This is a genomic window from Streptomyces sp. NPDC048825, from assembly GCF_043198355.1.
Taxonomy (GTDB): domain Bacteria; phylum Actinomycetota; class Actinomycetes; order Streptomycetales; family Streptomycetaceae; genus Streptomyces; species Streptomyces xiangluensis.
Genome location: NZ_JBICUR010000005.1, coordinates 433,494 through 452,743, shown reverse-complemented (window position 1 = coordinate 452,743; position 19,250 = coordinate 433,494). Strand labels below are relative to the sequence as shown.

General features: G+C 69.4%; 22 protein-coding genes. 13 read left to right on the top strand and 9 right to left on the bottom strand.

Annotated features, from left to right (window positions below):
- Positions 1-421: 421 nt before the first annotated feature.
- From ACGFNK_RS16030 to ACGFNK_RS16020, 3 genes are all read right to left on the bottom strand, one after another.
- On the bottom strand, positions 422-1,735 hold the full coding sequence (locus ACGFNK_RS16030; protein WP_393416160.1) for an XRE family transcriptional regulator: 1,314 nt from the start codon (positions 1,733-1,735) through the stop codon (positions 422-424).
- Between the two features lie 632 nt (positions 1,736-2,367).
- Complete coding sequence (locus ACGFNK_RS16025; protein WP_393416158.1) at positions 2,368-3,135, bottom strand: helix-turn-helix domain-containing protein; 768 nt, start codon at positions 3,133-3,135, stop codon at positions 2,368-2,370.
- Positions 3,132-3,971 carry a peptidoglycan-binding protein gene (locus ACGFNK_RS16020; RefSeq protein ID WP_393416156.1) on the bottom strand — a complete coding sequence of 280 codons (840 nt, stop codon included), beginning with the start codon at positions 3,969-3,971 and terminating at the stop codon, positions 3,132-3,134. The genes ACGFNK_RS16025 and ACGFNK_RS16020 overlap by 4 nt, the downstream gene beginning before the upstream one ends.
- A 290-nt stretch (positions 3,972-4,261) precedes the next feature.
- Here ACGFNK_RS16020 and ACGFNK_RS16015 point away from each other — a divergent pair, with 290 nt between their 5' ends.
- The gene (locus ACGFNK_RS16015; RefSeq protein ID WP_393416154.1) at positions 4,262-4,639 is read left to right on the top strand and encodes a peptidoglycan-binding protein; all 378 of its coding nucleotides are present in this window, start codon (positions 4,262-4,264) and stop codon (positions 4,637-4,639) included.
- Between the two features lie 68 nt (positions 4,640-4,707).
- Here the strand turns inward: ACGFNK_RS16015 and ACGFNK_RS16010 are convergent, their stop codons facing one another.
- Positions 4,708-5,517 carry a DUF3017 domain-containing protein gene (locus ACGFNK_RS16010; protein ID WP_393416152.1) on the bottom strand — a complete coding sequence of 270 codons (810 nt, stop codon included), beginning with the start codon at positions 5,515-5,517 and terminating at the stop codon, positions 4,708-4,710.
- Positions 5,507-6,361: a bifunctional methylenetetrahydrofolate dehydrogenase/methenyltetrahydrofolate cyclohydrolase gene (locus ACGFNK_RS16005; protein ID WP_386351278.1), complete on the bottom strand. Its 855-nt coding sequence runs from the start codon at positions 6,359-6,361 to the stop codon at positions 5,507-5,509. The genes ACGFNK_RS16010 and ACGFNK_RS16005 overlap by 11 nt, the downstream gene beginning before the upstream one ends.
- Before the next feature lie 292 nt (positions 6,362-6,653).
- Here ACGFNK_RS16005 and ACGFNK_RS16000 point away from each other — a divergent pair, with 292 nt between their 5' ends.
- The 3 genes from ACGFNK_RS16000 to ACGFNK_RS15990 all read left to right on the top strand — a co-directional run bounded on the left by ACGFNK_RS16000 (position 6,654) and on the right by ACGFNK_RS15990 (position 8,834).
- The gene (locus ACGFNK_RS16000; RefSeq protein ID WP_393416150.1) at positions 6,654-7,256 is read left to right on the top strand and encodes a hypothetical protein; all 603 of its coding nucleotides are present in this window, start codon (positions 6,654-6,656) and stop codon (positions 7,254-7,256) included.
- A 261-nt stretch (positions 7,257-7,517) separates the two neighbouring features.
- Entirely contained in the window at positions 7,518-8,153 is a 636-nt protein-coding gene (locus tag ACGFNK_RS15995) for an RDD family protein (protein ID WP_393416148.1), read from the top strand.
- Positions 8,154-8,327: 174 nt separating this feature from the next.
- The gene (locus tag ACGFNK_RS15990) at positions 8,328-8,834 is read left to right on the top strand and encodes a GNAT family N-acetyltransferase (protein WP_393416146.1); all 507 of its coding nucleotides are present in this window, start codon (positions 8,328-8,330) and stop codon (positions 8,832-8,834) included.
- A gap of 43 nt (positions 8,835-8,877) precedes the next feature.
- Here ACGFNK_RS15990 and ACGFNK_RS15985 read toward each other — a convergent pair whose 3' ends face one another.
- The gene (locus ACGFNK_RS15985) at positions 8,878-9,351 is read right to left on the bottom strand and encodes an NUDIX hydrolase (protein WP_393416144.1); all 474 of its coding nucleotides are present in this window, start codon (positions 9,349-9,351) and stop codon (positions 8,878-8,880) included.
- A gap of 135 nt (positions 9,352-9,486) precedes the next feature.
- Here ACGFNK_RS15985 and ACGFNK_RS15980 point away from each other — a divergent pair, with 135 nt between their 5' ends.
- On the top strand, positions 9,487-9,771 hold the full coding sequence (locus ACGFNK_RS15980; protein WP_393416142.1) for a putative quinol monooxygenase: 285 nt from the start codon (positions 9,487-9,489) through the stop codon (positions 9,769-9,771).
- A 4-nt stretch (positions 9,772-9,775) separates the two neighbouring features.
- On the opposite strand, the gene ACGFNK_RS15975 is transcribed toward ACGFNK_RS15980, so the two are convergent.
- Both ACGFNK_RS15975 and ACGFNK_RS15970 read right to left on the bottom strand, forming a co-directional pair.
- Positions 9,776-10,072: a DUF397 domain-containing protein gene (locus ACGFNK_RS15975; RefSeq protein WP_393416140.1), complete on the bottom strand. Its 297-nt coding sequence runs from the start codon at positions 10,070-10,072 to the stop codon at positions 9,776-9,778.
- Positions 10,053-10,907 (bottom strand): helix-turn-helix transcriptional regulator, encoded by an 855-nt coding sequence (locus tag ACGFNK_RS15970; protein ID WP_393416138.1) that lies wholly within the window; start codon positions 10,905-10,907, stop codon positions 10,053-10,055. Before ACGFNK_RS15970 ends, ACGFNK_RS15975 begins: the two co-directional genes overlap by 20 nt.
- 116 nt (positions 10,908-11,023) lie before the next feature.
- Between ACGFNK_RS15970 and ACGFNK_RS15965 the strand changes: the two genes are divergently transcribed.
- The 4 genes from ACGFNK_RS15965 to ACGFNK_RS15950 all read left to right on the top strand — a co-directional run bounded on the left by ACGFNK_RS15965 (position 11,024) and on the right by ACGFNK_RS15950 (position 13,972).
- A complete protein-coding gene (locus tag ACGFNK_RS15965) occupies positions 11,024-11,248 on the top strand; it encodes a hypothetical protein (protein WP_393416136.1) in 225 nt (74 codons plus the stop codon).
- A complete protein-coding gene (locus ACGFNK_RS15960; protein ID WP_393416134.1) occupies positions 11,245-11,616 on the top strand; it encodes an ATP-binding protein in 372 nt (123 codons plus the stop codon). Before ACGFNK_RS15965 ends, ACGFNK_RS15960 begins: the two co-directional genes overlap by 4 nt.
- 185 nt (positions 11,617-11,801) lie before the next feature.
- Complete coding sequence (locus ACGFNK_RS15955) at positions 11,802-12,542, top strand: FHA domain-containing protein (protein WP_393416132.1); 741 nt, start codon at positions 11,802-11,804, stop codon at positions 12,540-12,542.
- Positions 12,539-13,972, top strand: coding sequence for a serine/threonine-protein kinase (locus tag ACGFNK_RS15950; RefSeq protein WP_393416130.1), 1,434 nt, complete (start codon positions 12,539-12,541; stop codon positions 13,970-13,972). Before ACGFNK_RS15955 ends, ACGFNK_RS15950 begins: the two co-directional genes overlap by 4 nt.
- Before the next feature lie 24 nt (positions 13,973-13,996).
- On the opposite strand, the gene ACGFNK_RS15945 is transcribed toward ACGFNK_RS15950, so the two are convergent.
- Positions 13,997-14,416, bottom strand: a complete 420-nt coding sequence (locus tag ACGFNK_RS15945) for a hypothetical protein (RefSeq protein ID WP_393416128.1) — start codon at positions 14,414-14,416, stop codon at positions 13,997-13,999.
- Positions 14,417-14,655: 239 nt separating this feature from the next.
- Between ACGFNK_RS15945 and ACGFNK_RS15940 the strand changes: the two genes are divergently transcribed.
- The 4 genes from ACGFNK_RS15940 (at position 14,656) to ACGFNK_RS15925 (ending at position 19,204) form a co-directional block, all read left to right on the top strand.
- Complete coding sequence (locus ACGFNK_RS15940) at positions 14,656-15,711, top strand: endonuclease/exonuclease/phosphatase family protein (RefSeq protein WP_393416126.1); 1,056 nt, start codon at positions 14,656-14,658, stop codon at positions 15,709-15,711.
- A 234-nt stretch (positions 15,712-15,945) separates the two neighbouring features.
- Positions 15,946-16,392, top strand: coding sequence for a peptidoglycan-binding protein (locus tag ACGFNK_RS15935; protein ID WP_393416124.1), 447 nt, complete (start codon positions 15,946-15,948; stop codon positions 16,390-16,392).
- Positions 16,393-16,468: 76 nt separating this feature from the next.
- Positions 16,469-16,897, top strand: coding sequence for a peptidoglycan-binding protein (locus ACGFNK_RS15930; RefSeq protein ID WP_393416122.1), 429 nt, complete (start codon positions 16,469-16,471; stop codon positions 16,895-16,897).
- Positions 16,898-17,281: 384 nt separating this feature from the next.
- A complete protein-coding gene (locus ACGFNK_RS15925; RefSeq protein WP_393416120.1) occupies positions 17,282-19,204 on the top strand; it encodes a protein kinase in 1,923 nt (640 codons plus the stop codon).
- Positions 19,205-19,250: the final 46 nt, after the last annotated feature.

Genomic DNA, 19,250 nt, shown 5'->3' with positions numbered 1-19,250 from the left:
CCTACCGGGAGGGTGGGTTCGGTTCATGGGCGACTGCGGGTCCGTCGTGGCTGGTCGCGCCCCGCGGCGGAGCCGCTAATGTCACAGCCCCGCGCCCCTGAAAAGCAAAAGCCTGCGACTCCACGCGCCCCAAGAGGATCCGCGCCCAGAAAAAGCCCGTACCCCCAACTACCCGCGCCCTCCCACCGGCGGGAGGGGACGTGGGCCGGTGCGTCGTATGCCCGTCGCGTAGGTTCTGTCTCAGGTCACCTGCGCCCTGTACCAGCAATGGGCCGTATGCCCACCCTGCGACGGGCTGACGCACCGGCCCACGGCCCCGACCCCCAACGAACCCAGGGGCGCGGGGCTGTATCAATCTGCGGCTCCGCCGGGTGGGCGCGACCAGCTACAACGCACCCGCACCCGGCAACGAACCCCCTGCTCAACCGGCGGACGCCGTACAGCCCTCCTCGCCCGAAGCCAGCGTCGCGCAAGCCTTCGCATCGCCCGCATCCTTCACGGCCACCATCGGCGTGTACGTGTCGGTGTCCACCTTCACTTTGCCGGTCTGCTCGGCCGCACCCGACGAGCTGATCTGGACCTCGTCGCCGACCGTGGCCTGCGTGATGCGGGCCCAGGCGGCGCCACAGGTCTTGCTGTAGCGCACCTCGATGAGGGCCGTGCCGACCGTGACGTTGTCGGTGGTCGTCGCCAACTCGCCGCCGCAGCCCATGTTCTCCGGGTCCTGGCCCGTGCAGTCCTTGCCGCTGCACTGGACACCGGACGGCAGGTTCTTACTGACGGAGGGGGTCGGGCTCGGCTTCGCCTCGTCCGCGCTCCCGCCCTTCCCACCGGGGTCGGTGAGGTAGAGGGCAGCCGCGATCACCACGAGCGCGCCGACGACGCCCGCGAGGAACATCGTGACCCGCCGCTTCCGCCGCTGAGCGTCCGGGGAACCACCGGAGCGCGGCGGCCGGGCGTCCTCGGGCGGCCCTCCGGTCGGACCGGAGGGCCCGGTCGGCGCGGAGTACCCGGACTGCCCGGAAGAACCCGACTGGCCCGACCATGCCGACTGACCGGACTTGCCGGCCAGTCCCGCCGAACCGGAGAGATTCGACGGAGGAGCAACACCCCAACTGCCCGTACGCGGAGCCGAAGGGCCACCAGGAGTGGACGTACCAGACCTACCGGACGCACCGGACGAAGCCCCACCCGCCGAACTCGACGAGCCTGAGGTGCCCGACGACTCCTTCTGCGGAAGCCGCCCGAGGAACGACGTCGGCGCATCCCCGCCCGACGATGGACTCCGTGGCGGCGCCGAGGCCCCGGCGCCCGCCGGCTTGGGCGGGGCCGCAGCCGCGGCCTTGCTCGCCGGCTTGCCGCGGCTGCCACCCTTGGCCTTGGGAGACGTGGGCCCCAACTCCCCGAGCGCGGCGCGCGCCTGGGAGATCCGTATGGCCTCCATGGTCATGTCGTGGCGCATCTCCGAGCGGCTCCATGCCCGCTCGGCCAGCTCCCACATCGTGGTCAGATGGACCGGATTCGTTCCGGTCACCTCGGCCAGTGCCACGATCGCGCCCTTGGGCGCGAGCAGCCGGCCGTTCAGATACCGCTCCCAGGACGTTTTGCTGTAACCGGTGCGGTCGGCCACGGCAGCGACGCTCAGCCCACTGCGATCGACAAGTCGACGCAACTGGCTGGCGAACTCCCTGACCTGCGGATCGAGTTCATCCGGCAAGGCCCTCCAACGAGGCATTGCTCCCCCTCTTCCCCCCGTACGTGCTTACTTTCCTCGCGCGTGACGCCCTCTGCCGAGTCCCCGTTCCGGCCTACCCACAGGGATGCGCGGAGCCAGGATCTCAGTTCCCCGGGTGCGGGCGCACAGGAGCATTTCGAGCCGTGGGCATGCACCGTTGCACGCCCGCTGGTATGCGGTCCAGTGTCCCACCGAGATCCTGTGCTACCTGCTGGGCCCCCTGGTCAGCGCACGGGAAGTCCCGGACCGTCCCGATTGCCCACGTTATCCCCGACGTTGGACGTGATCAGATCAAATCCCCGAACTTGTCAATACATCGACACAACGGGAACACATACACGACATCGTCTGTCACTAGTGAACCGGATGCATCAGGGGAATCGCACACCTACCGGCGGGTGAAGTACAGATCGTTACGGGACTCGTGGCACGACAAGCACGAGGTACCGGAACGGTCACCTCCGTGCCACAGGGAACTCACAGGTGTTGAAGCCCCGTCGGCACGTCCATGACTCTTGAGCGCAGGCGGCGTCCGTCCTCGCTCGGGGGAGTGGACGGACGTCGCCGTCACGCCGCCGGTCCCGGGCTCAGGCACGGATGCGAATCGGGCGCAAACCGGGCGCAAACCGAACTCAGGCCTCGATGCAGACACGGTCACCCTTGGCCGGAATCAGGCAGACGCGGGTCCCGGCCGGATCGTCCGCCGGCGTCATCGCCGTCGCGAGATAGCCGGTCGTGTCATCCCGCACGGCCGCCCGTACTTCCTTGGGGCCGGCCCCGGAGCGGCTCAGCTCGACCCGGTCCCCGATCCGCAGCCGCGTCGCGCGCGCCCACACCGCGTGGCACGTCGTGCCGTGGCGCAGTTCCACGCGCTGCCCGTCGGCGAAGGTGCGCTGGGCGGCCGTGGTCACCATGTTGTCGCCGCCGCAGCCCATGTCGACGGGGTTCTGGCCGTCGCAGTCGGGGCCGGTGCAGCCGGGTGAGTACGTCGGTGGGGGCACCGCGCTGTCCGCCGACTCGTCCGGCAGCAGGAGGACCGCGGCGCACACGGCAGCGGCGATGGCCGCGCCCGCGGCGAACGCGACCCGGCGTACCCGGCCGCCGTGCCGCCCGCCCGCCTCCGCCTCCGCCTCCGCCTCCGCCTCCGAAGCGCTCCTCCCCCGGCCGCTCCACTCCGCGTCAGCCAGTTCCCACAGCGCGAGCAGCCGTTCGGGCCGCTCCCCCGCGACTCGGCACAGCGCCACGACGGCGTCGTACGGAACGGGCTTCTCGCCGTTGAGATAGCGGGCCCAGGAGGACTTGCTGTACGGCGTGCGGGCGGCGAGCTCGCTCAGGCTCAGGCCCGCCGCTTCCCGTAACCCCTTCAAGCCTGCGGTCAGTTGGCGTACTTCCGGAGTCACTTGCGCAGCTCCCGCCAGGTCTCGGGGCCGACGATGCCGTCCAGGGCGAGCCCGCGCTTCTCCTGGAAGGCCCAGGCCGCGCTCTTGGTCTTCTCGCCGTAGACCCCGTCGATGTCGCCGGGATCGAAGCCGTGCCGGGCCAGCAGGCACTGCGCCTCCACGACGTCCCAGCCGACGTGGTTGATGTCGAGCAGCACCCGCTCGGAGGCGCTGTGCCCGGCGTACAGTCCGCCGTCCTTGCGGGAGATGTCGCAGTCGTACGCCTGTCCGCGCCGGTAGCTCTCGGCAGCGAGCGCGGTCTGCTGACCGGGACCGTCGGAGTCGTGCTGCCAGACCGGCCCGACGATCGTCCCCGCGCCGAACGCGACGAGCAGCGCGGCGACGGCGGCGAGGACGAGGCGGGGGCGGGGGCGCACGGCGGGTGGTTCGCTCCGGCGGCGGGGTTCGGTTGCCGCTCGCAAGGCGCCGGTTCGCATGGTGACCGTTCGCGCGACGGCGGTTCGCGTTGTGGCCGGCGCCTCCTCAGGCTCCGCTCCGGACGCCCCTGAAGCTCCCGCCGCCCCCGGAGCCGTCTCGCGCGCCCCCTCCGCCACCTCATGCAGGACGAGCAGCCGGGTCGGGTCCGTGCCGCAGACGCGTGCGAGTTCGGTCACGGCCCCGCGGGGAACCGGCTTCTTGCCGTTGAGCCAGCGCTCCCATGACGAGGAGCTGTACGTGGTCTTCGCCACGAGCGCGGCCAGGCTCAGTCCGCTGCGGTCCTTCAAGCGCCGCAGCTGAACGATGAGTTGCCTCTCCCGCTGGTCGAGGGAGTCGGGCAGTTCCTTCCATCGCGCCATGTCGCCACCCCCGTGATCATTTGGCGCGTACGCATATGAGGTTCCGTCAGGTGAGAGGACGCACAGGGGCAGTGCGGTTGCGTCCCGTCGGGGCACGTTACCCAACCGGAACGGCATCCCCCGTCCCACCCCGCTGTCATTGGCCACGGCATCCCACCAGGTCAGGGCGTGGGACGTCCCCGCTACCCCCGGAAACCCCGCCGGATCTGGCGGTTGGCATGGCCGGGACGGCACGGTCGGTGACGTAACGGGCACACCGCCCGCTCCGACAACGGGGAGGCATCCCAACCATGAACGCACGCAAGCGCATCGCACTCGTCATCAGCACCGCGGCTCTCGGCGGCGGCCTGGCCCTCGCCCCGGCGGCAGACGCGGCTCCCGGTGTAGGAAACATCGCCAAGAACAGCGCCAACCGTGGCGGTGTCCTCTGTGTCCAGCACGCGGTCAACAACTGGGCTCAGCGGACCGGACAGGGTCAGCCCCTGTCGGAGGACAAGCTGTTCGGCACGAGGACGGAGACCTGGGTGAAGAAGTTCCAGCGCGCTTCCCGCCTCGACGACGACGGGATCGTCGGCAAGAAGACCGGCAACAGCATCCTGGACAACCTCCAGGGCGACGGCACCTGGCGGTCCGCCTGCTACGACTACGTTCCCAGCACGCGCCGCTGATCTCTCCACGCGTCGGCGGCCCGTCCTCCCCGGGGGAGAGGACGGGCCGCCGTCCTGCGTGTTCGGCTTCAGCGGATCGTGAAGTGCAGTATGTCTTCCAGGAACGGGATCTCCAGCTTCGGGTCGGGCTGGACCATCATCGCGAGCAGCACGATGGTCACGCCCAGGACGCCGTACGTGACGAGGTCCGTGAAGCGGGAGCGGACGGCGAGCATGCCCACGCCGGGCAGTGCCCAGCGCAGTACGCCGCCCATGAGCAGCCCGACTCCGATCAGCAGCGTGCCGTACCGGAAGACGTCGAACGCGGTGAGCAGCAGCCCGAGCCCGACGGTCCCCGCGACGGTGAGCATCGGCCACTGGCGCGCGGGCGCGGGCGCGTCGCCGGACGCGGCCCGCCCCCCGCCCTCGGGCCGAGCGGTGTCCCTCGTGATCCGCGGAAACCGCCGGGTGGTCCGCTGCGGCTCCACATCGGGGCCGACGGTACTGACGGCGTCCCGGGTGACGATCTCGCCCTCCCGCGGAATGTCGCGGCCCGCCGCGACGGAACCCGGCCCGCTGCCCGCCGGCTCCTCGCCGTGCGGCTCAGCGCCCGGCGAACCGCCGGCAGACGGCTCCTCAGCCTGCGCGGATGCGGCGGGCGACTCCGGGCCTTGCCGTTTCGCGGCACGCGGCTCTCCGTGGCGCGGCCGGTCGGCTTCCGACTTCGCGGGCCGCGCGGACCCGGCGCGCGGTCCGGCGTCGCGTGCCTGTGCAGACCCTGTACCCGGCTCGGCGTCGCCGGCTCGCGCCGACCCGGAGCCCGAATCGGCGTCACGTGCCCGCGTCGCCTCCGGCGATTCGGTCGCGTCCCGGTTCTCGGTCGTGTCCTCAGCCGGCACTGCGCTCCGCCGCCTCGACCACGTTGACGAGGAGTTGGGCCCTGGTCATGGGGCCGACTCCACCGGGGTTCGGGGAGATCCAGGCGGCGACCTCGGCGACTCCCGGGTGGACGTCGCCGACGATCTTGCCCTCGGCACTGCGGGAGACGCCGACGTCGAGGACCGCGACACCCGGCTTGACGTCCTCGGGGCGGACCAGGTGCGCGGAGCCGGCCGCGGCGATGATGATGTCCGCCCGCTTCAGGTGGGAGGACAGATCACGCGTACCGGTGTGGCACTGCGTCACCGTCGCGTTCTCGCTGCGCCGGGTGAGCAGCAGCGGCATCGGGCGGCCGATCGTCACGCCACGGCCGACGACCACGACCTCGGCACCCTTGATCTCCACGCCGTGCCGGCGCAGGAGGGTGAGGATGCCGTTCGGCGTGCAGGGCAGCGGCGCCGGCTCGTTCAGTACGAGACGGCCGAGGTTCATCGGGTGCAGACCGTCCGCGTCCTTGTCCGGGTCCATCAGCTCCAGGACACGGTTCTCGTCGATGCCTCTGGGCAGCGGCAGCTGGACGATGTATCCCGTGCAGGCCGGGTCCTCGTTGAGCTCCCGGACGACGGCCTCGATCTCCTCCTGCGTGGCGGTCGCGGGCAGCTCGCGCTGGATGGAGGCGATACCGACCTGTGCGCAGTCGCGATGCTTCCCGGCGACGTACTTCTGGCTGCCGGGGTCATCGCCCACCAGGACGGTTCCGAGACCGGGCGTGATGCCCTTCTCCTTCAGGGCCGCCACGCGGACGGTCAGGTCGGACTTGATCGCGGCTGCGGTGGCCTTGCCATCGAGAATCTGGGCGGTCATGTGCCCATCCTCGCGGATGACCGTGCCCCGGTTCCAATCAGGTCACCTCAAGACCTCCCCAAGGCATCCCCGGAGCCGCTCGGCGCCCTGTCCCTCGTATCCGTCCAAGATCAACGATGTTGCACTTGCACAACACATTTCGAATCCGTCTGGACAAATAAGCGACACGTTAAGGACGATGAACGCCACAGTGCCGCGGGCAGTACCGGGGGGACGAACCGCACCTGTAGAACTTTCCTCCGAAATGTGCCGCGTCGTCCCCGCACTCACGCCACAACGGAGGCAAGACGCCATGAGCTTCGGCGACCCGAACAACCCCTACGGCGCGCCGCAGGGCCAGCAGCCTGGCTACCCGTCCCAGCAGCCCCCGGGCCAGCCCGGCTACGGCGCCCCCCAGGGCCAGCCGGGTTACGGCTACCCGCAGGCGCCGCCCCTCCAGCAGCAGCCGTACGGCGGCTACCCCGGCGGTCCGATGCAGATGCCGGGCGGCGTGAAGTCCGCGCGCGTGATGCTGTTCGTCATCGCCGGTCTCCAGTTGATCGGCGCCATCCTGATGGCGATCTCCGCCGTCGCGGTCCAGGCAGCCAAGGACGACCCGTCGCTCCAGAACGAGGTCGAGTTCCAGCAGCTCGCCGACTACTCGTCCGGCGTCCTGTGGTTCGCGACCGTCGCGGTCCTGGCCTGGGGCGTCTTCGCGATCTTCCTCGGTGCGAAGATCGGCAGCGGCGGCAACGGCATCCGTATCGCCGCCATGGTGTTCGCCATCATCACCGCGATCCTCGGCATCTACCCGTTCATCATCATCGGCCTGGCGCACACCGTGCTCGCGATCCTCATCGCGGTGTTCGTGGGCCGGTCGGACGGCGCCGCCTGGTTCAACCGCCCGCGCCACTGAGGCGGTTCCGAGCCCAGGCGCGACGCCCCCAAGACCCGCTCGATGGCCTGTCCCACGTTGTCCCCCGCGTCTGTCAAGATCACCGATGTTGCACTTGCACAACTCCTCCACGATCTGGCTGGACATATACGCCTGGCCTTTAGAACGATGAGCGGCGCAGTGCCGCGGGCAGTGCACGGGGGGACAGGCCGCGATCAGCTCGATCTTTTCCTCCGTACAAGCCGCGTAGTCCCCGCACTCTTCAACGGAGGAATCACCGCCATGAGCTTTGGCGACCCGAACAACCCGTACGGACAGCCTCCCCCGCAGGGCGGGCAGCAGCCTTACGGCTACCCCCAGCAGCCCCCGGGCCAGCCCGGCTACGGCGCCCCCCAGGGCCAGCCCGGTTACGGCTACCCGCAGCAGCCCCCGCAGGGTGTCCCGCCCCAGCAGGGCTACGGCTACCCCCAGCAGCCCGGCGGGCAGTACCCGCAGCAGGGGCAGATGTACGGCGGTACGCCCCCCTATGCCCACTGGGGGTCGCGGGTGCTCGCGACACTGGTGGACTCGCTCATCCTCCTCGTCGCCTACCTCCCCGCGGTGATCGGGGCGCTGATCAGTGAAACGGCGGCGGGTATCGGCGGCCTCATCACCATCGTTGCCATGATCGGCGTGGTGGTCTGGTTGCTGATGGAGGAAGGCAAGACCGGCCAGACCATCGGCAAGAAGACCATGGGCATCCGACTGCTGCGGGAGAGCGACGGCCAGCCGCTCGGCTTCGGCATGGCATTCGCCCGCCGCCTTGCCCACATCCTCGACAGCGCCGCCTGCTACCTCGGCTGGCTGTGGCCGCTTTGGGACGACAAGAAGCAGACCTTCGCCGACAAGGTCTGCAGCACGGTGGTCGTCAAGGCCTGACGGGCGCGCTCACGCCACTCACGCCGAGGGCCGTGTCCCACCCCGCAAGGGAGGGACACGGCCCTGGCGCGTCACGGCCACGGCTCGCCTTCGGGCGGGTCCGAGAGCAGCACTCGACGTCACCCTCGCGAAAACAACTCGCCCCGGATTGTGGCGCCTTGCAGAATGACGGCCATGCAGACGCGACAGGCGTGTCCTGATGACGCATCAGCGGTCGCTGGGGTCTATGTGCGCTCCTGGCAGGTGGCCTTTGCGGAGCTCGTTCCCCGTCACTACCTCGATGCCATGGACCGGAGCCGCCAAGAGGCCGAGTGGAAGGCACGCATCGCGGAGGCACAGTGGCCGTGGACGGGAGTACTGGTAGCCGAAACCGAGGCGGGCATCGTCGGATTCGCAAGCTTCGGCTCGTCTCAGGAGACCCTTGCCACCGCGGAAATCGGCACGCTCTACGCGATGCCCGAGGTCTGGGGCACCGGGATCGGAAAGCAGTTGATGTCGGCCACGCTGACGACCCTCGGACAGGCCAACTACACGCAGGTCACCTTATGGGTCCTGGAGGACAACGAACGGGCCCGGCGGTTCTATGAAGCCGCCGGCTGGCGCCCGGACGGCGCGGCCGTGGAGGACACGACCGGCGGTGCCTCTCTCAACAAGTTGCGCTACCGCCGCCGTCTTGGCTGACGCCGGAGCCCGCGAATCGCGATTCTGACGGTGACCTTCCGGGTCACTGAGCGACGTCGCGCCAAGGGCACTCGGGCGCCAGGGCCCGGAGAACGGCCGGCAGTTGTGGCGGCTCGATCCGATCCGGCAGCGAGTCCAGGTCGGGCCATGCGAGCCAGGCGTAACAGTGGAGGTTGGCCCGTTCATCGGGGAGCAGGCCGGTTTGCACCAACTCCGGTTGATCCTCGGCGAAATGGGCCACGAAGAAGTGTTCCTGCCCGACGTACCGCTTGCCGTTCCACCGCACGTCACGCTCGACCGGCACCCAACGGTCAAGGACCGCGGCCGGGTCCAGGCCGGTCTCCTCGGCCAGTTCACGACGTGCCGCCGCCAGCGGGGTCTCGCCCGGTTCGGTACCCCCACCGGGCGGCTCCCAGAGCTGTGCCCCATCAAACGGATCACGCCAGTGGAGAAGAAGCAGGCGTTGGGCGGCGTCCAGGCAGATCACCCGCGCGGCGGGCCGATGTGACGTCTCCACGATCCCGACACCAGGCGGTGTCTCGTCGTGTGACCGATGAGTTCGCCGTGCCGCTGCGGTCTGTCTCCGCAGCGGCGCTGCCGAAAGCCGGTCGCGCTGCACCACAGGCGAGTATTCACACGACTTGGAGCAAACGTGATCATCATTGCCGGAAAGCTGTACGTGGACGCTGCTGCCCGCGACGCGTACCTGGCCGGATGCTCGAAGGTGATCGAGCAGGCCCGGGCCGCTCCCGGCTGCCTCGATTTCGCCCTGTCAGCCGACCTGATCGAGGCGAATCGCATCAACGTGTACGAGCGTTGGGAGACGGACGCCGACCTCGAACGCTTCCGCGGCGCGGGACCCGAGCCTGAGCAGACGGCTCAGATCCGTGACGCCGCGGTGAGCAGGTACCGGATTTCCGGTGTCGAGGCTCCATAGGCGATCAACTCGTCGGTACGTCGCCGCCCTTGAGCGCGGTGATGAAGGGAGCCCAGGCGTTCGCGGGGAAGAGGAGGGCGGGGCCCTGGGTGTTCTTGGAGTCGCGTACGGGGACGAGGCCGGGGAGGTTGTCGCAGACCTCGACACAGTCCCCACCGGAGCCGTTGCTGTAGGTGCTCTTGCGCCAGCGGGCGGCGCCGGGGAAGCCTTCGGCGACCTCCACGCACTCTCCGCCGGAGCCGTTGCTGAAGCTGCTCTTGCGCCAGACGGCGGTGCTCAAGTCAATCTGCTTGCTTGCCATTTCGATAGTCCTCTGCCGCTTCCTCGATCATGGCGAGGGACGCCTCAGGCGGCAGTGCGGCGGCCCTGAGCAGATCGTACGACCTGCGGTACTCCTCCACGAGGGCCGGATCGTCAATGGTGTCACCACTGTGCAGGGACTCCGTATACGCGAGCGGAGGGGCGTCAGAAAAGGTCATGATCATGGCCGTGCCGAGCATGAAGGGATGCGGCCCGCTGTTCCACGGAAGGACCTGTGGAGCGATCCGGTGGCGCCTCGCCAGCGCCGCGATGCGGTCGAGTTGTTCGGCCATTCCCTCCGGAGGAAGGATGGGGTGGCGCAGGATCGACTCGTGCAAGACCGCCCAGTACAGCGGCTTCTTGTGGTCGTTCTCGAAGAGGCGGGCCCGCGCCATACGGGCGCTGACCTTCTCCTCCACCTCGTCGTCGGGCGCCAGCGGATGTGTCGCCCGCACCACCGCACGCGCGTACGCGGCAGTCTGCAGCAGACCGGGCAGAACCGTTGGGGCCCACACCTCGATGGTCTTCGCGTGCTTCTCTGCCTCCAAAGCTCGCTCGTAGTACCCGGCATGCCCCTTCCGTTTGGCCTTCCGAACGTCCTCGCACCGCCGCCCGAAGAACCCGTCCGTCTTCAGCACCCGGTCCACATGTCCGGCGAGATCCTCGGGCATTCTCCGCTGCCCCCGCTCGATCTCACTCAGGTAAGTAGGGGCGTAGAAGCTGCCCTCCACCGTCTCCTGCAGCGTGAGCCCCATCTCCTCCCGCTTCCACCGCAACTCCTTGCCGTAGAACTCGGGAACGCTCGCCGAACCGTCAATGTCCTTGCGCGCAACCATCGCTGACCACCTGTTTCCACACCCGGTGCCGTGGACCCCAAACCCCTTTTACGGTACGCCGCCCGACGTCAATGTGTGACGAGCTCGTCACGCAACGCACAGGAAGGCGTACAGCCATGACCCACCACGGCGACCCCCACGACGACGTACTGGACTGCGTGGAACAACTCCGCACCGGGCTGGAAGCGAACGGCATCACCCTGCCCTCGCTCGGCGTCGAGGCCGCGGCCTTCGCGGGGACCTACCCGCCAGGTTTCGGGGGCCTTGTGGCGCTCGGCAACTGCAACACGGCCACCGCCCGCAAGCTCGCCGAGGCGCTGCACAAGGCGGCAGGCCGATGAAGCCCCTGACCCTCGAACTGCTCGCGGTCCCCAAGGCCGTTCCCGAAGTCCGGCGCGCTGTGCGCGAGCACCTGGGCGCACCCTGTCCCGAAGTGCAGCTCTGCGTGAGCGAGTTGCTGGCGAACGTGATCAATCACCTGGGCGAGGGCACGCCCGTGACCGTCCGTCTGACCCGTATGGACGGTGGCCGTACACGCCTGGAGGTCAGCGACCCGGACGCGTACGCCTGGCTCATCCGCCGGCGGCCCGGCCCGGACGACGAGACAGGCCGTGGCCTTCTGCTGCTCGACGCGGTCGCGCTGCACTGGGGCGTGGAGCAGGGGCCGGGCGGCAAGACGGTGTGGTGCGAGCTTCCGCAAGGCGCGTAAGCAGGGCTGCTTCCCGTTCGCAAGCAGGCATCCAATGAACATCAGGCAAACGAAAAGTGATTGATCCGCGTGGCTTCGCACTGTCGCCCGCTCAACGGCCGTGTCCTCGTCGCGCCGCCGGGACATGTCCCCAGTAACACCCCTTAGTCTGACCATCGTTGGACCAGGAGGAGGGGGACTACTCCATGTACAGCGTCATTGTGGTGCCGCCGTGCGGCACTGGATCGGACGACCAGATCAGGCTCTCGGCGGGTGAGCGGCTCACCTTCGGCCGGTCCGAGACCGGCAACGGGCTTGCGATCGCACACGAAGGGGTCTCCCGGATCGCCGGTGAGATCACCGCGCACCGGGCCTTCTGGATCCTGAGCAACCTCAGCCAGGACCAGACGTACGTGGTGGAGAACCCGGAGGGCGCGGGCGAGCACATCAAGGTCGCTCCGGGCCGTCTGGACGCGCCCGTGTCGTTCGAGTTCTCGCGCGTGGTACTGCCCGCGGCGGGCGAGCTGCTCAGCTTCGACGTGTGGGCGCCGCGACACACCTACCGCAGCGCAGCCCACCCCGGGCTCTCCGGCGCCACCACGGCCCAGGCGTTCTCCCTCGACCGCACCAAGCGGTACTTCGCGGTGCTGGCCGCCCTGTGCGAACCCCGGCTACGCGGCGAACCGCACGCCCCGTTGCCCACTGTCGACCAGCTCGTGGAGCGCCTGCGGCGCACCTGGCCCGCGGCCAACCGCTCCTCCGTCTACTGGAACATCGACTACCTGGCGGTCAAGCTCCGCCTGAGACCCGCCCCGGACACGGCGGAACCTGGCCCACGCCTCTACGGCAAGAAGGAGTCGCTGGTCTCGCTCGCGCTCCGTTTCGACCTCGTACGGGAAGACGATCTCGTCGTGCTCGCGGCGGTCCCGAGCGAGGTGGCGCGGTGAACGGACGCTCCCACGCCGTCCCCGTTCCAAAGGGCTACCGGGTGGGCCCCTGGGAAGTGCGCGAGCCGCTTGCGTCCGGCGCGTTCGGCAGCGTCTACGCGGCCCGGCGCACCGGGGACGGGGCCGACGCCGGGGAGACCATCGCCGGTCAGGGAGCCGGTCCGCTGCCCCGGCACGCGGCGCTGAAGTTCCTGCCGACCGGCACCCGCACCCCGCGCCAACTCCACCACCTGCGCGAACTGGCCCACCGCGAACAGGAGTTGCTGAAGCGGCTGCGCTCACCACACCTCATCCGGATGTACGAGGCCCTGACCGTCGACGACCCTCAGCATCCCGAACTCGACGGCGCCACCGTTTTCGTACTGGAACGGGCCGAGGGTTCCCTGGCCGCGCTGCTGGACCGGTCCGCGACCCCGGAATCCGGGCCCGCCCTTCTCGCCCAGGTCTGCGAAGGCCTGCACCAGCTGCACCACGCGGGCTGGGTGCACGGCGACCTCAAGCCCGCCAACGTCCTGCTGATGAAGGACGGTTCCGCCCGCCTCGCCGACTTCAACCTGGCCGCGGAGATGGAGGGCACCCACGCGTACGCGCCCGCCTTCTCCACCCCCGACTACACCCCACCGGAACTCCTCTGGTCCGAGATCAGCGAACGCGGCCAGCAGATCCGCCCGACCGCCGACATCTGGGCCTTCGGTGTGCTGGCCCACCTGGTCCTGACCGGTGTCTTCCCCCTGCCCGGCGGCACCACGGAGGCCCGCTGCGACGCGGCGGTGCGGTACGCGCGCGGCGCCGAGGACCTACGCCTGTCCGCCGAACTCCCCCCGGACTGGCGGGAGATCATCGCGGATTGCCTGGCCCCTGGACACGAGGAGCGCGACGCCCGTTACACCGACACAGCCTCGCTGCTGCGCCGGGTGGAACAGGCGGCCGGCACCGTCCGCTCGACCCGCCTGCCCCGGCTCCGCCCTCGCAGGTGGCGCCGCCCCGCCCTGGCGACCGGCCTGGCGGCGGCTGTGCTGGCGCTGGCCGCGACGGTGACGTACGCGATGCGGGACGACGGGCCGACGTACGGCTATCACCGCTGCCCCTTCGGGTCCGTCTGCTTCTTCAGCGAGGAGTTCGGCATGGGCGAGATGTGCAGTTGGAAGGGCGACGACGCCGACTGGCTGTCGGGGAAGGAGACGTGCATGTGGACCCGTGACCGCCCGGTTAAGTCGATCTTCAACAACGGTGACGAGTCGACGGGCCTCGCTGGTGTGGCCTATTACCGGGGCCGCGACTTCACGCCCGTCGGAGTGGACATCACCCGCAAGAACTCACGCAACCGGACCGGCTGCACCGCCCAACGTGCCCAGGGGAACCTGGCGGGCACCTACGCTCCGCTGTCCCACAGGTGGATCGAGCACTGCGGGGACGGAGCCTCGGACTGACACCGTCGCGCACGTGCGGGGGGATCAGTGGGCCCGCATCCCCGTCGACGCGGCGGAGCTCGCGAACTGGAACTTGAACTTGGTGCCGTCCTTGACGTTGCTGGCGATGACCTTCCACGCACCGGCCGTGGTGGTCTTGTATTCGCTCTGGCAGTAGTTGAGACCGCCGCCGTCGGCGTAGAAGCAGACCTTCACCTTGCGGCTGGTGCCGGTCTTGATGTTGATGTCGGCGCAGTTGTCGGTCGTGAAGTAGAGGGCGCCGCTGCTCGGCTGGAAGAAGGTGTTCGCCGGCTTGCTGTAACTCCACGCGTCGCCGTAGCAGGACTGGGCGACCGCCTCTCCCTGCGTGGCCGCGCCGGCGGTGCCCGCCGTGCTGCCGACGAGGCTGCCGCCGGCGAGCGCGCCGATCACGGCGACAGTGACGAACCGCTTGTGCCTGGTCATGAGAAACCCCCGCTGTCGATGGCTTGCGGCGCCAGTCTCCGGCCCTCGTCCTCTGGGCCTCGTGCGCCGTGGCCACCACGGTGACGGATCGTGAAGGGGGCGGGGAACCTGAAACTCTTCAGGTTCCCCGCCCCCTTCACTCCGGCCAAGGTGAGGTACGTACGCCATGGGGACCACGCGTCCCTCCATGACGACGGTTTCCCTCATCCGGCACAGAGACAGCAGGAGTAGGAGTCCTCATGTTCGGCAGCCAGTCCCGGGACAACCGCCAGAGGTCCACCGGTAGGACCCGTACACGAACGGCTCGCGCCGCGGCCACAGCGCTGGCATTGGGTCTGCTCGGTACGTCGGCCTTCACCTCGACCTCGGTCGCTGCCACCGCCGACTCGGCCGTCAGCCGGAACAACCGGTACGACCTCGGTGAGATAGGCACGTTCAACATGGCCGGCGGCAACGTGAAGCGCAGCATCCCGGAGGAGGTGTGGGAGGAGGAAGAGGACACCTACACGGGCCAGCACGCCGTGGACGCCCTCTACAGGAGCATCGCGGACCACCAGCCCGCATTCCTCACCGTGCAGGAGGCGTGCGGGGACTGGATGGACGAGCTGGCCGAGAAGCTGCCCACGTACACCATCAGCTTCGACCCGGTGAAGACGGGATCCGGTGCGGACGCCCAGTGCTACAACCCGATCCAGGACGAGAACGACCCCGGCTACGGAGGCCCGGACAGGAACAGTCCTCGTTCGCTCTACGGCAACGCCATGATCACGAAGAACACGTACTTCGGCACCGGAGCCACCGCGAAGAGCCACAGCCTCGGTACCCCTTCAGGCGAACAGCGCGAGATGTTGTGCGTCACGTCGAACTTCCTCAGCACGGCGGCATGTTCCGCGCACACGACCTCCGCACGCACCGATCAGGGCGCGGACTATCGCGATACGGAGATCGCCAACGCCGTGAACATCCTTGAGACGGAGTACGCGGGATACGTCCACTTCCTGGGCGGTGACTTCAACGCCGAACCGCTCGACAACGAGATGAAGCAGATCTACAGCAGCCGCTACTCCACCGACACCACCGGGCGGTACGGAGAAGTCGACAGCCCCTGCGAGACCGACACACCTCCCACCCCGGGTCCCGCCTGCCTGTCCGGGGGCGCCACCACTCTGAGCGGCGAGAAGTTCGACTACATCTTCCTGACCCGGGGAGTGGTCGAGGTGAACTCCGCCGGCCCCACCAAGTCCCTCTACTCGGACCACCTGCCCCTGTGGGCCTCTCTCACCATCACCTTCTGATCAACGTGCCGACGCGGCCTCGCCCTTGAGCGCATCCACGAAGGGGCCCGGGCGCTCGCGGGGAACAGGAGGGCAGGGCCCCGGGTGCTCTTGGAGTCGCGTACGGGCCACGGGCGGCTTCGGGGCCGACCCTGAAACGTTTGAGGTATGCCGCGGCGTGGCTGTCCCCGAGACTCGTCGCGTGCAGGTGCGACTGAAACGCCCACGCACACCGAGAACAAGGGGGAGCAACTCATGAAGAAGGTTCACACGCTGCGCACCAGGGCGGGTGTCACGGCCGGGCTCATGCTGGTCGCCGGACTGGGCGTGGCCGCTACGGCCTCTCCGGCGGCGGCTGCCGGCTACTGCAACACCGGCAAGTCGATCATGAAGGGCACCTACAACCACATCTTCGTTCCGGCCAACGGGACCAGCACCAACTGCACCATGGCCCAGGGCGCCAGCGGCAACCACGTCAAGGCGCTGCAGCGGGCGTTGAAGGACTGCTACGACGTGGGCCTGGAATCGGAGAGGGATGTCGACGGGATCTTCGGCCCGAAGACCTACTCGGCCCTGTGGGCCGCGCAGGGCAAGGCCGGTACCGAGCAGGACGGGATCTACGGTCCCAACACCCGCGACGCGTTGAAGTGGCCGCGTTACAAGAAGCTGGACGGCAGCTACCAGGGCTGTGGGTCGTTCTGAGCACCGCCCCGCGCTCTCGCGTGAGCGCCGAGCCCTCCAGCCCAATCCCATTCACAGCCAACGGGGAGAGTGACGTATGAAGAGGATCCGCACAGTACGCGCCAAGGCGAGCGTAGTCGCGGGAATGATGCTGCTGTCCGGGCTGGGTGTGGTCGCCACGGCGACTCCGGCCGCGGCGGCGAGTTGGTGCAACACCACACAGGGCGACTTCATCAGCGGCGGCGACCACAGCCTGGCCCAGATCCCCGCCTACAACGCGAACCGGGACTGCATCACCGCCCGGGGAGCCTCCGGTTCGCATGTGAAGGCGATCCAGCGCTCGCTGCGTTACTGCCACGGGCGGAGCACGGTGGAAGTCGACGGCCACTTCGGGGAGATCACCGAAACGCAGCTGGAGATCGTGCAGCGGCGCCTGGACCTCGAAGACGACGGTGTGTATGGCCCCCTGACCCGCGACAAGCTGAGGTGGCGGGCCCACGACGGCGTCTGCGGGACCCTTCCGTAACACCCCGCAGGTACGTCAGGCAGCAGAACGAGAACGAATGAGGGATGAGTCGATGCCCTCGCCGGCGTCGGCCTGATGATCGGCGCCGCGGCCGTCTCCGGCGGCGGCGCCCGTCGGCGCGCCGCCGGAACCCCCGGCACCACCGGTTCGCCCGTACCCAACCGGCCGCTCAGTCGTACGGCAGCGGGCGGTTCCCTGCCCAACCGCGCCAGGCTCCGGCCGTACCGCCGCAGAGTTACTGCGGCAACGGCTCGATGCACAGCCGCCGTTGGCCTGAGACGACGGCGGGACACACGAGGCCGCGATAGCCTCGTGTCAACTGGGGTGACGAACCAGCCATTTGCGTAAGACCGGCTGTGGAAGAACAGCGCATCGGGGGGACCCATGTCAGACCAGCGGCCCGAGTCGCCGTATTCGCCGGCGACCGGGAACGCCGCGCTGGGGCAGGTCGGCGCCACCCCGCTGCAGCCCTCGGATCCGGGGCAGATCGGCCCGTACGTACCGCTGGGGCGGCTCGGCAGCGGCGGGATGGGCCGGGTCTATCTGGCGCGGCCCGTCGACGACGGGCCGGGGCTCGCCGCGGTCAAGGTGATCAGGCCCGAGTACGCCGAGGACGCCGACTTCCGGCGGCGGTTCGAGCGTGAGGCGGCCGTGCACGCCCGGGTCGGACCGCCGCACGCGCCGGAGCTGCTGAGTACCGGGTTCCAGGACGAGCTGCTGTGGATGGCCACGCAGTATCTGCCCGGCCTCAGCCTTTCGGACGCCGTCAAGGAATGCGGCGTACTGGAACCGGCCGGCGCCTGGCGGCTCGTGGCGGAGCTCGGCCGGGCCCTGTCGGCGCTGTCCGCCGAAGGGGTCGTACACCGGGACCTCAAGCCGTCCAACGTGATCCTGTCCGAACAGGGCGCCCACGTCATCGACTTCGGCATCTCGCAGGCCGTGGACGCCAGCGCGATCACCGGCACCGGCAACAGGGTCGGCACCCCCTCCTTCATGTCGCCCGAGTACCTCAGGGAGGGCCGCTGCGACACCGCCTCGGACGTGTTCTCGCTCGCGGGCACGCTCGTGTACGCCACCACCGGGCACGCCCCGTTCGGCGACGGCACCGGAGTGGACGTACTGCACCGGGTGGCGTACGAGGAGCCCAATGCGGAGGTCATGCGCGAACTCGAGGCCATGGACGCCTCGTTGGCCGACCTGCTCGACACCTGCCTGACCAAGGATCCCGCCGGACGGCCGAGCCCGCAGGAGCTGATCGAAGCGGCCGAGGCGTACGGCGACAGCAGCTCCACGGCGCCCCCTTGGCAGGCGCCGCTCGTCTCCCGGCTCCTCGACCGCCGCCAGGCCTGCGAGGTGCTGCGGCACGCCTCCGTGCAGCAGACCGGTCACTCACGCACGCCTACACAGCGGGTGGCTGCTCCTGCTCCGGGGCCGGCGTTCGGGCCGGCTACGCCACCGGGGGCGTACGGGCCCGGGGCGCAAACTCCCCCAGGCGCGTACGGGGCGGGAGCACAGACACCGCCTGGTGCGTACGGTGCACCGACGCCGCCGGGGCAGTTCGGTCCGCCCCCGGTCGGCGTACCGCAGACGGGACCGACCCACAGTCACCTTCCGGCCGGCGGTCGCGGTGGCGGTCGCAAGAAGGTGTACTTCGCCGTCACCGCGGTGCTCGCCGTGTGTGCCGTCGTCGTGAGCGCCTTCCTGCTCACCCGGCCGGCCACCGAGGACACGGCGGCCTCTTCGTCGCCGACTGCATCCGAGACCAGCACGCCCGATGACAAGGCGAGGGCACCACTGCCCGGTTCCGCCGAACCCTCCCCCTCCCCCACCAAGGAGAAGGATGACGGGAGCGGCGAGGAGGACAAGGACGCGGAGGACGCCTCCTCCGGAGGAGGCGGAGCCGGATCCACGGCCGGAGGCGGCGCGGGCGGTGCTGAGGACACCAAGCCCACGGTGACCCCGACGCCCACGCCGTCCGGTGGGAACGGCGGCGGGAGCGGTGGCGGCACCACCCCGGGCCCCTCCCCGACGAAGAGCACGGCCGAGCCGGCCACTCCGCCGTGGCTCTCCCAGTGCACGTACTACTCCGGCACCCAGCTCACGCAGCTCGGCGACAAGAACCAGCGGGTGGTGCAGGTGCAGTGCATGCTCACCAAACGCGGATACGGCGTCGGGGCTGCAGGGGTGGACGGCCAGTTCGGCCAGGACACCTTGAGGGCGGTCAAGCGGTTCCAGGGCGACAAGGGACTGAGCGTCGACGGCGACGTGGGGCCCAACACGTGGGCGGCGCTGCGCAGTAGGACGTAGAAGACGTAACGGCAGACGACAACGGCCCGCCGGTGGACCACCGGCG

Bases quoted from the DNA above. Each gene is read 5' to 3' on its own strand.
- ACGFNK_RS16030 (WP_393416160.1), bottom strand. From the start codon at position 1,735: ATGCCTCGTTGGAGGGCCTTGCCGGATGAACTCGATCCGCAGGTCAGG.
- ACGFNK_RS16020 (WP_393416156.1), bottom strand. From the start codon at position 3,971: ATGGCGCGATGGAAGGAACTGCCCGACTCCCTCGACCAGCGGGAGAGG.
- ACGFNK_RS16015 (WP_393416154.1), top strand. From the start codon at position 4,262: ATGAACGCACGCAAGCGCATCGCACTCGTCATCAGCACCGCGGCTCTC.
- ACGFNK_RS16005 (WP_386351278.1), bottom strand. From the start codon at position 6,361: ATGACCGCCCAGATTCTCGATGGCAAGGCCACCGCAGCCGCGATCAAG.
- ACGFNK_RS16000 (WP_393416150.1), top strand. From the start codon at position 6,654: ATGAGCTTCGGCGACCCGAACAACCCCTACGGCGCGCCGCAGGGCCAG.
- ACGFNK_RS15995 (WP_393416148.1), top strand. From the start codon at position 7,518: ATGAGCTTTGGCGACCCGAACAACCCGTACGGACAGCCTCCCCCGCAG.
- ACGFNK_RS15990 (WP_393416146.1), top strand. From the start codon at position 8,328: ATGCAGACGCGACAGGCGTGTCCTGATGACGCATCAGCGGTCGCTGGG.
- ACGFNK_RS15975 (WP_393416140.1), bottom strand. From the start codon at position 10,072: ATGGCAAGCAAGCAGATTGACTTGAGCACCGCCGTCTGGCGCAAGAGC.
- ACGFNK_RS15970 (WP_393416138.1), bottom strand. From the start codon at position 10,907: ATGGTTGCGCGCAAGGACATTGACGGTTCGGCGAGCGTTCCCGAGTTC.
- ACGFNK_RS15965 (WP_393416136.1), top strand. From the start codon at position 11,024: ATGACCCACCACGGCGACCCCCACGACGACGTACTGGACTGCGTGGAA.
- ACGFNK_RS15960 (WP_393416134.1), top strand. From the start codon at position 11,245: ATGAAGCCCCTGACCCTCGAACTGCTCGCGGTCCCCAAGGCCGTTCCC.
- ACGFNK_RS15955 (WP_393416132.1), top strand. From the start codon at position 11,802: ATGTACAGCGTCATTGTGGTGCCGCCGTGCGGCACTGGATCGGACGAC.
- ACGFNK_RS15945 (WP_393416128.1), bottom strand. From the start codon at position 14,416: ATGACCAGGCACAAGCGGTTCGTCACTGTCGCCGTGATCGGCGCGCTC.
- ACGFNK_RS15940 (WP_393416126.1), top strand. From the start codon at position 14,656: ATGTTCGGCAGCCAGTCCCGGGACAACCGCCAGAGGTCCACCGGTAGG.
- ACGFNK_RS15935 (WP_393416124.1), top strand. From the start codon at position 15,946: ATGAAGAAGGTTCACACGCTGCGCACCAGGGCGGGTGTCACGGCCGGG.
- ACGFNK_RS15930 (WP_393416122.1), top strand. From the start codon at position 16,469: ATGAAGAGGATCCGCACAGTACGCGCCAAGGCGAGCGTAGTCGCGGGA.
- ACGFNK_RS15925 (WP_393416120.1), top strand. From the start codon at position 17,282: ATGTCAGACCAGCGGCCCGAGTCGCCGTATTCGCCGGCGACCGGGAAC.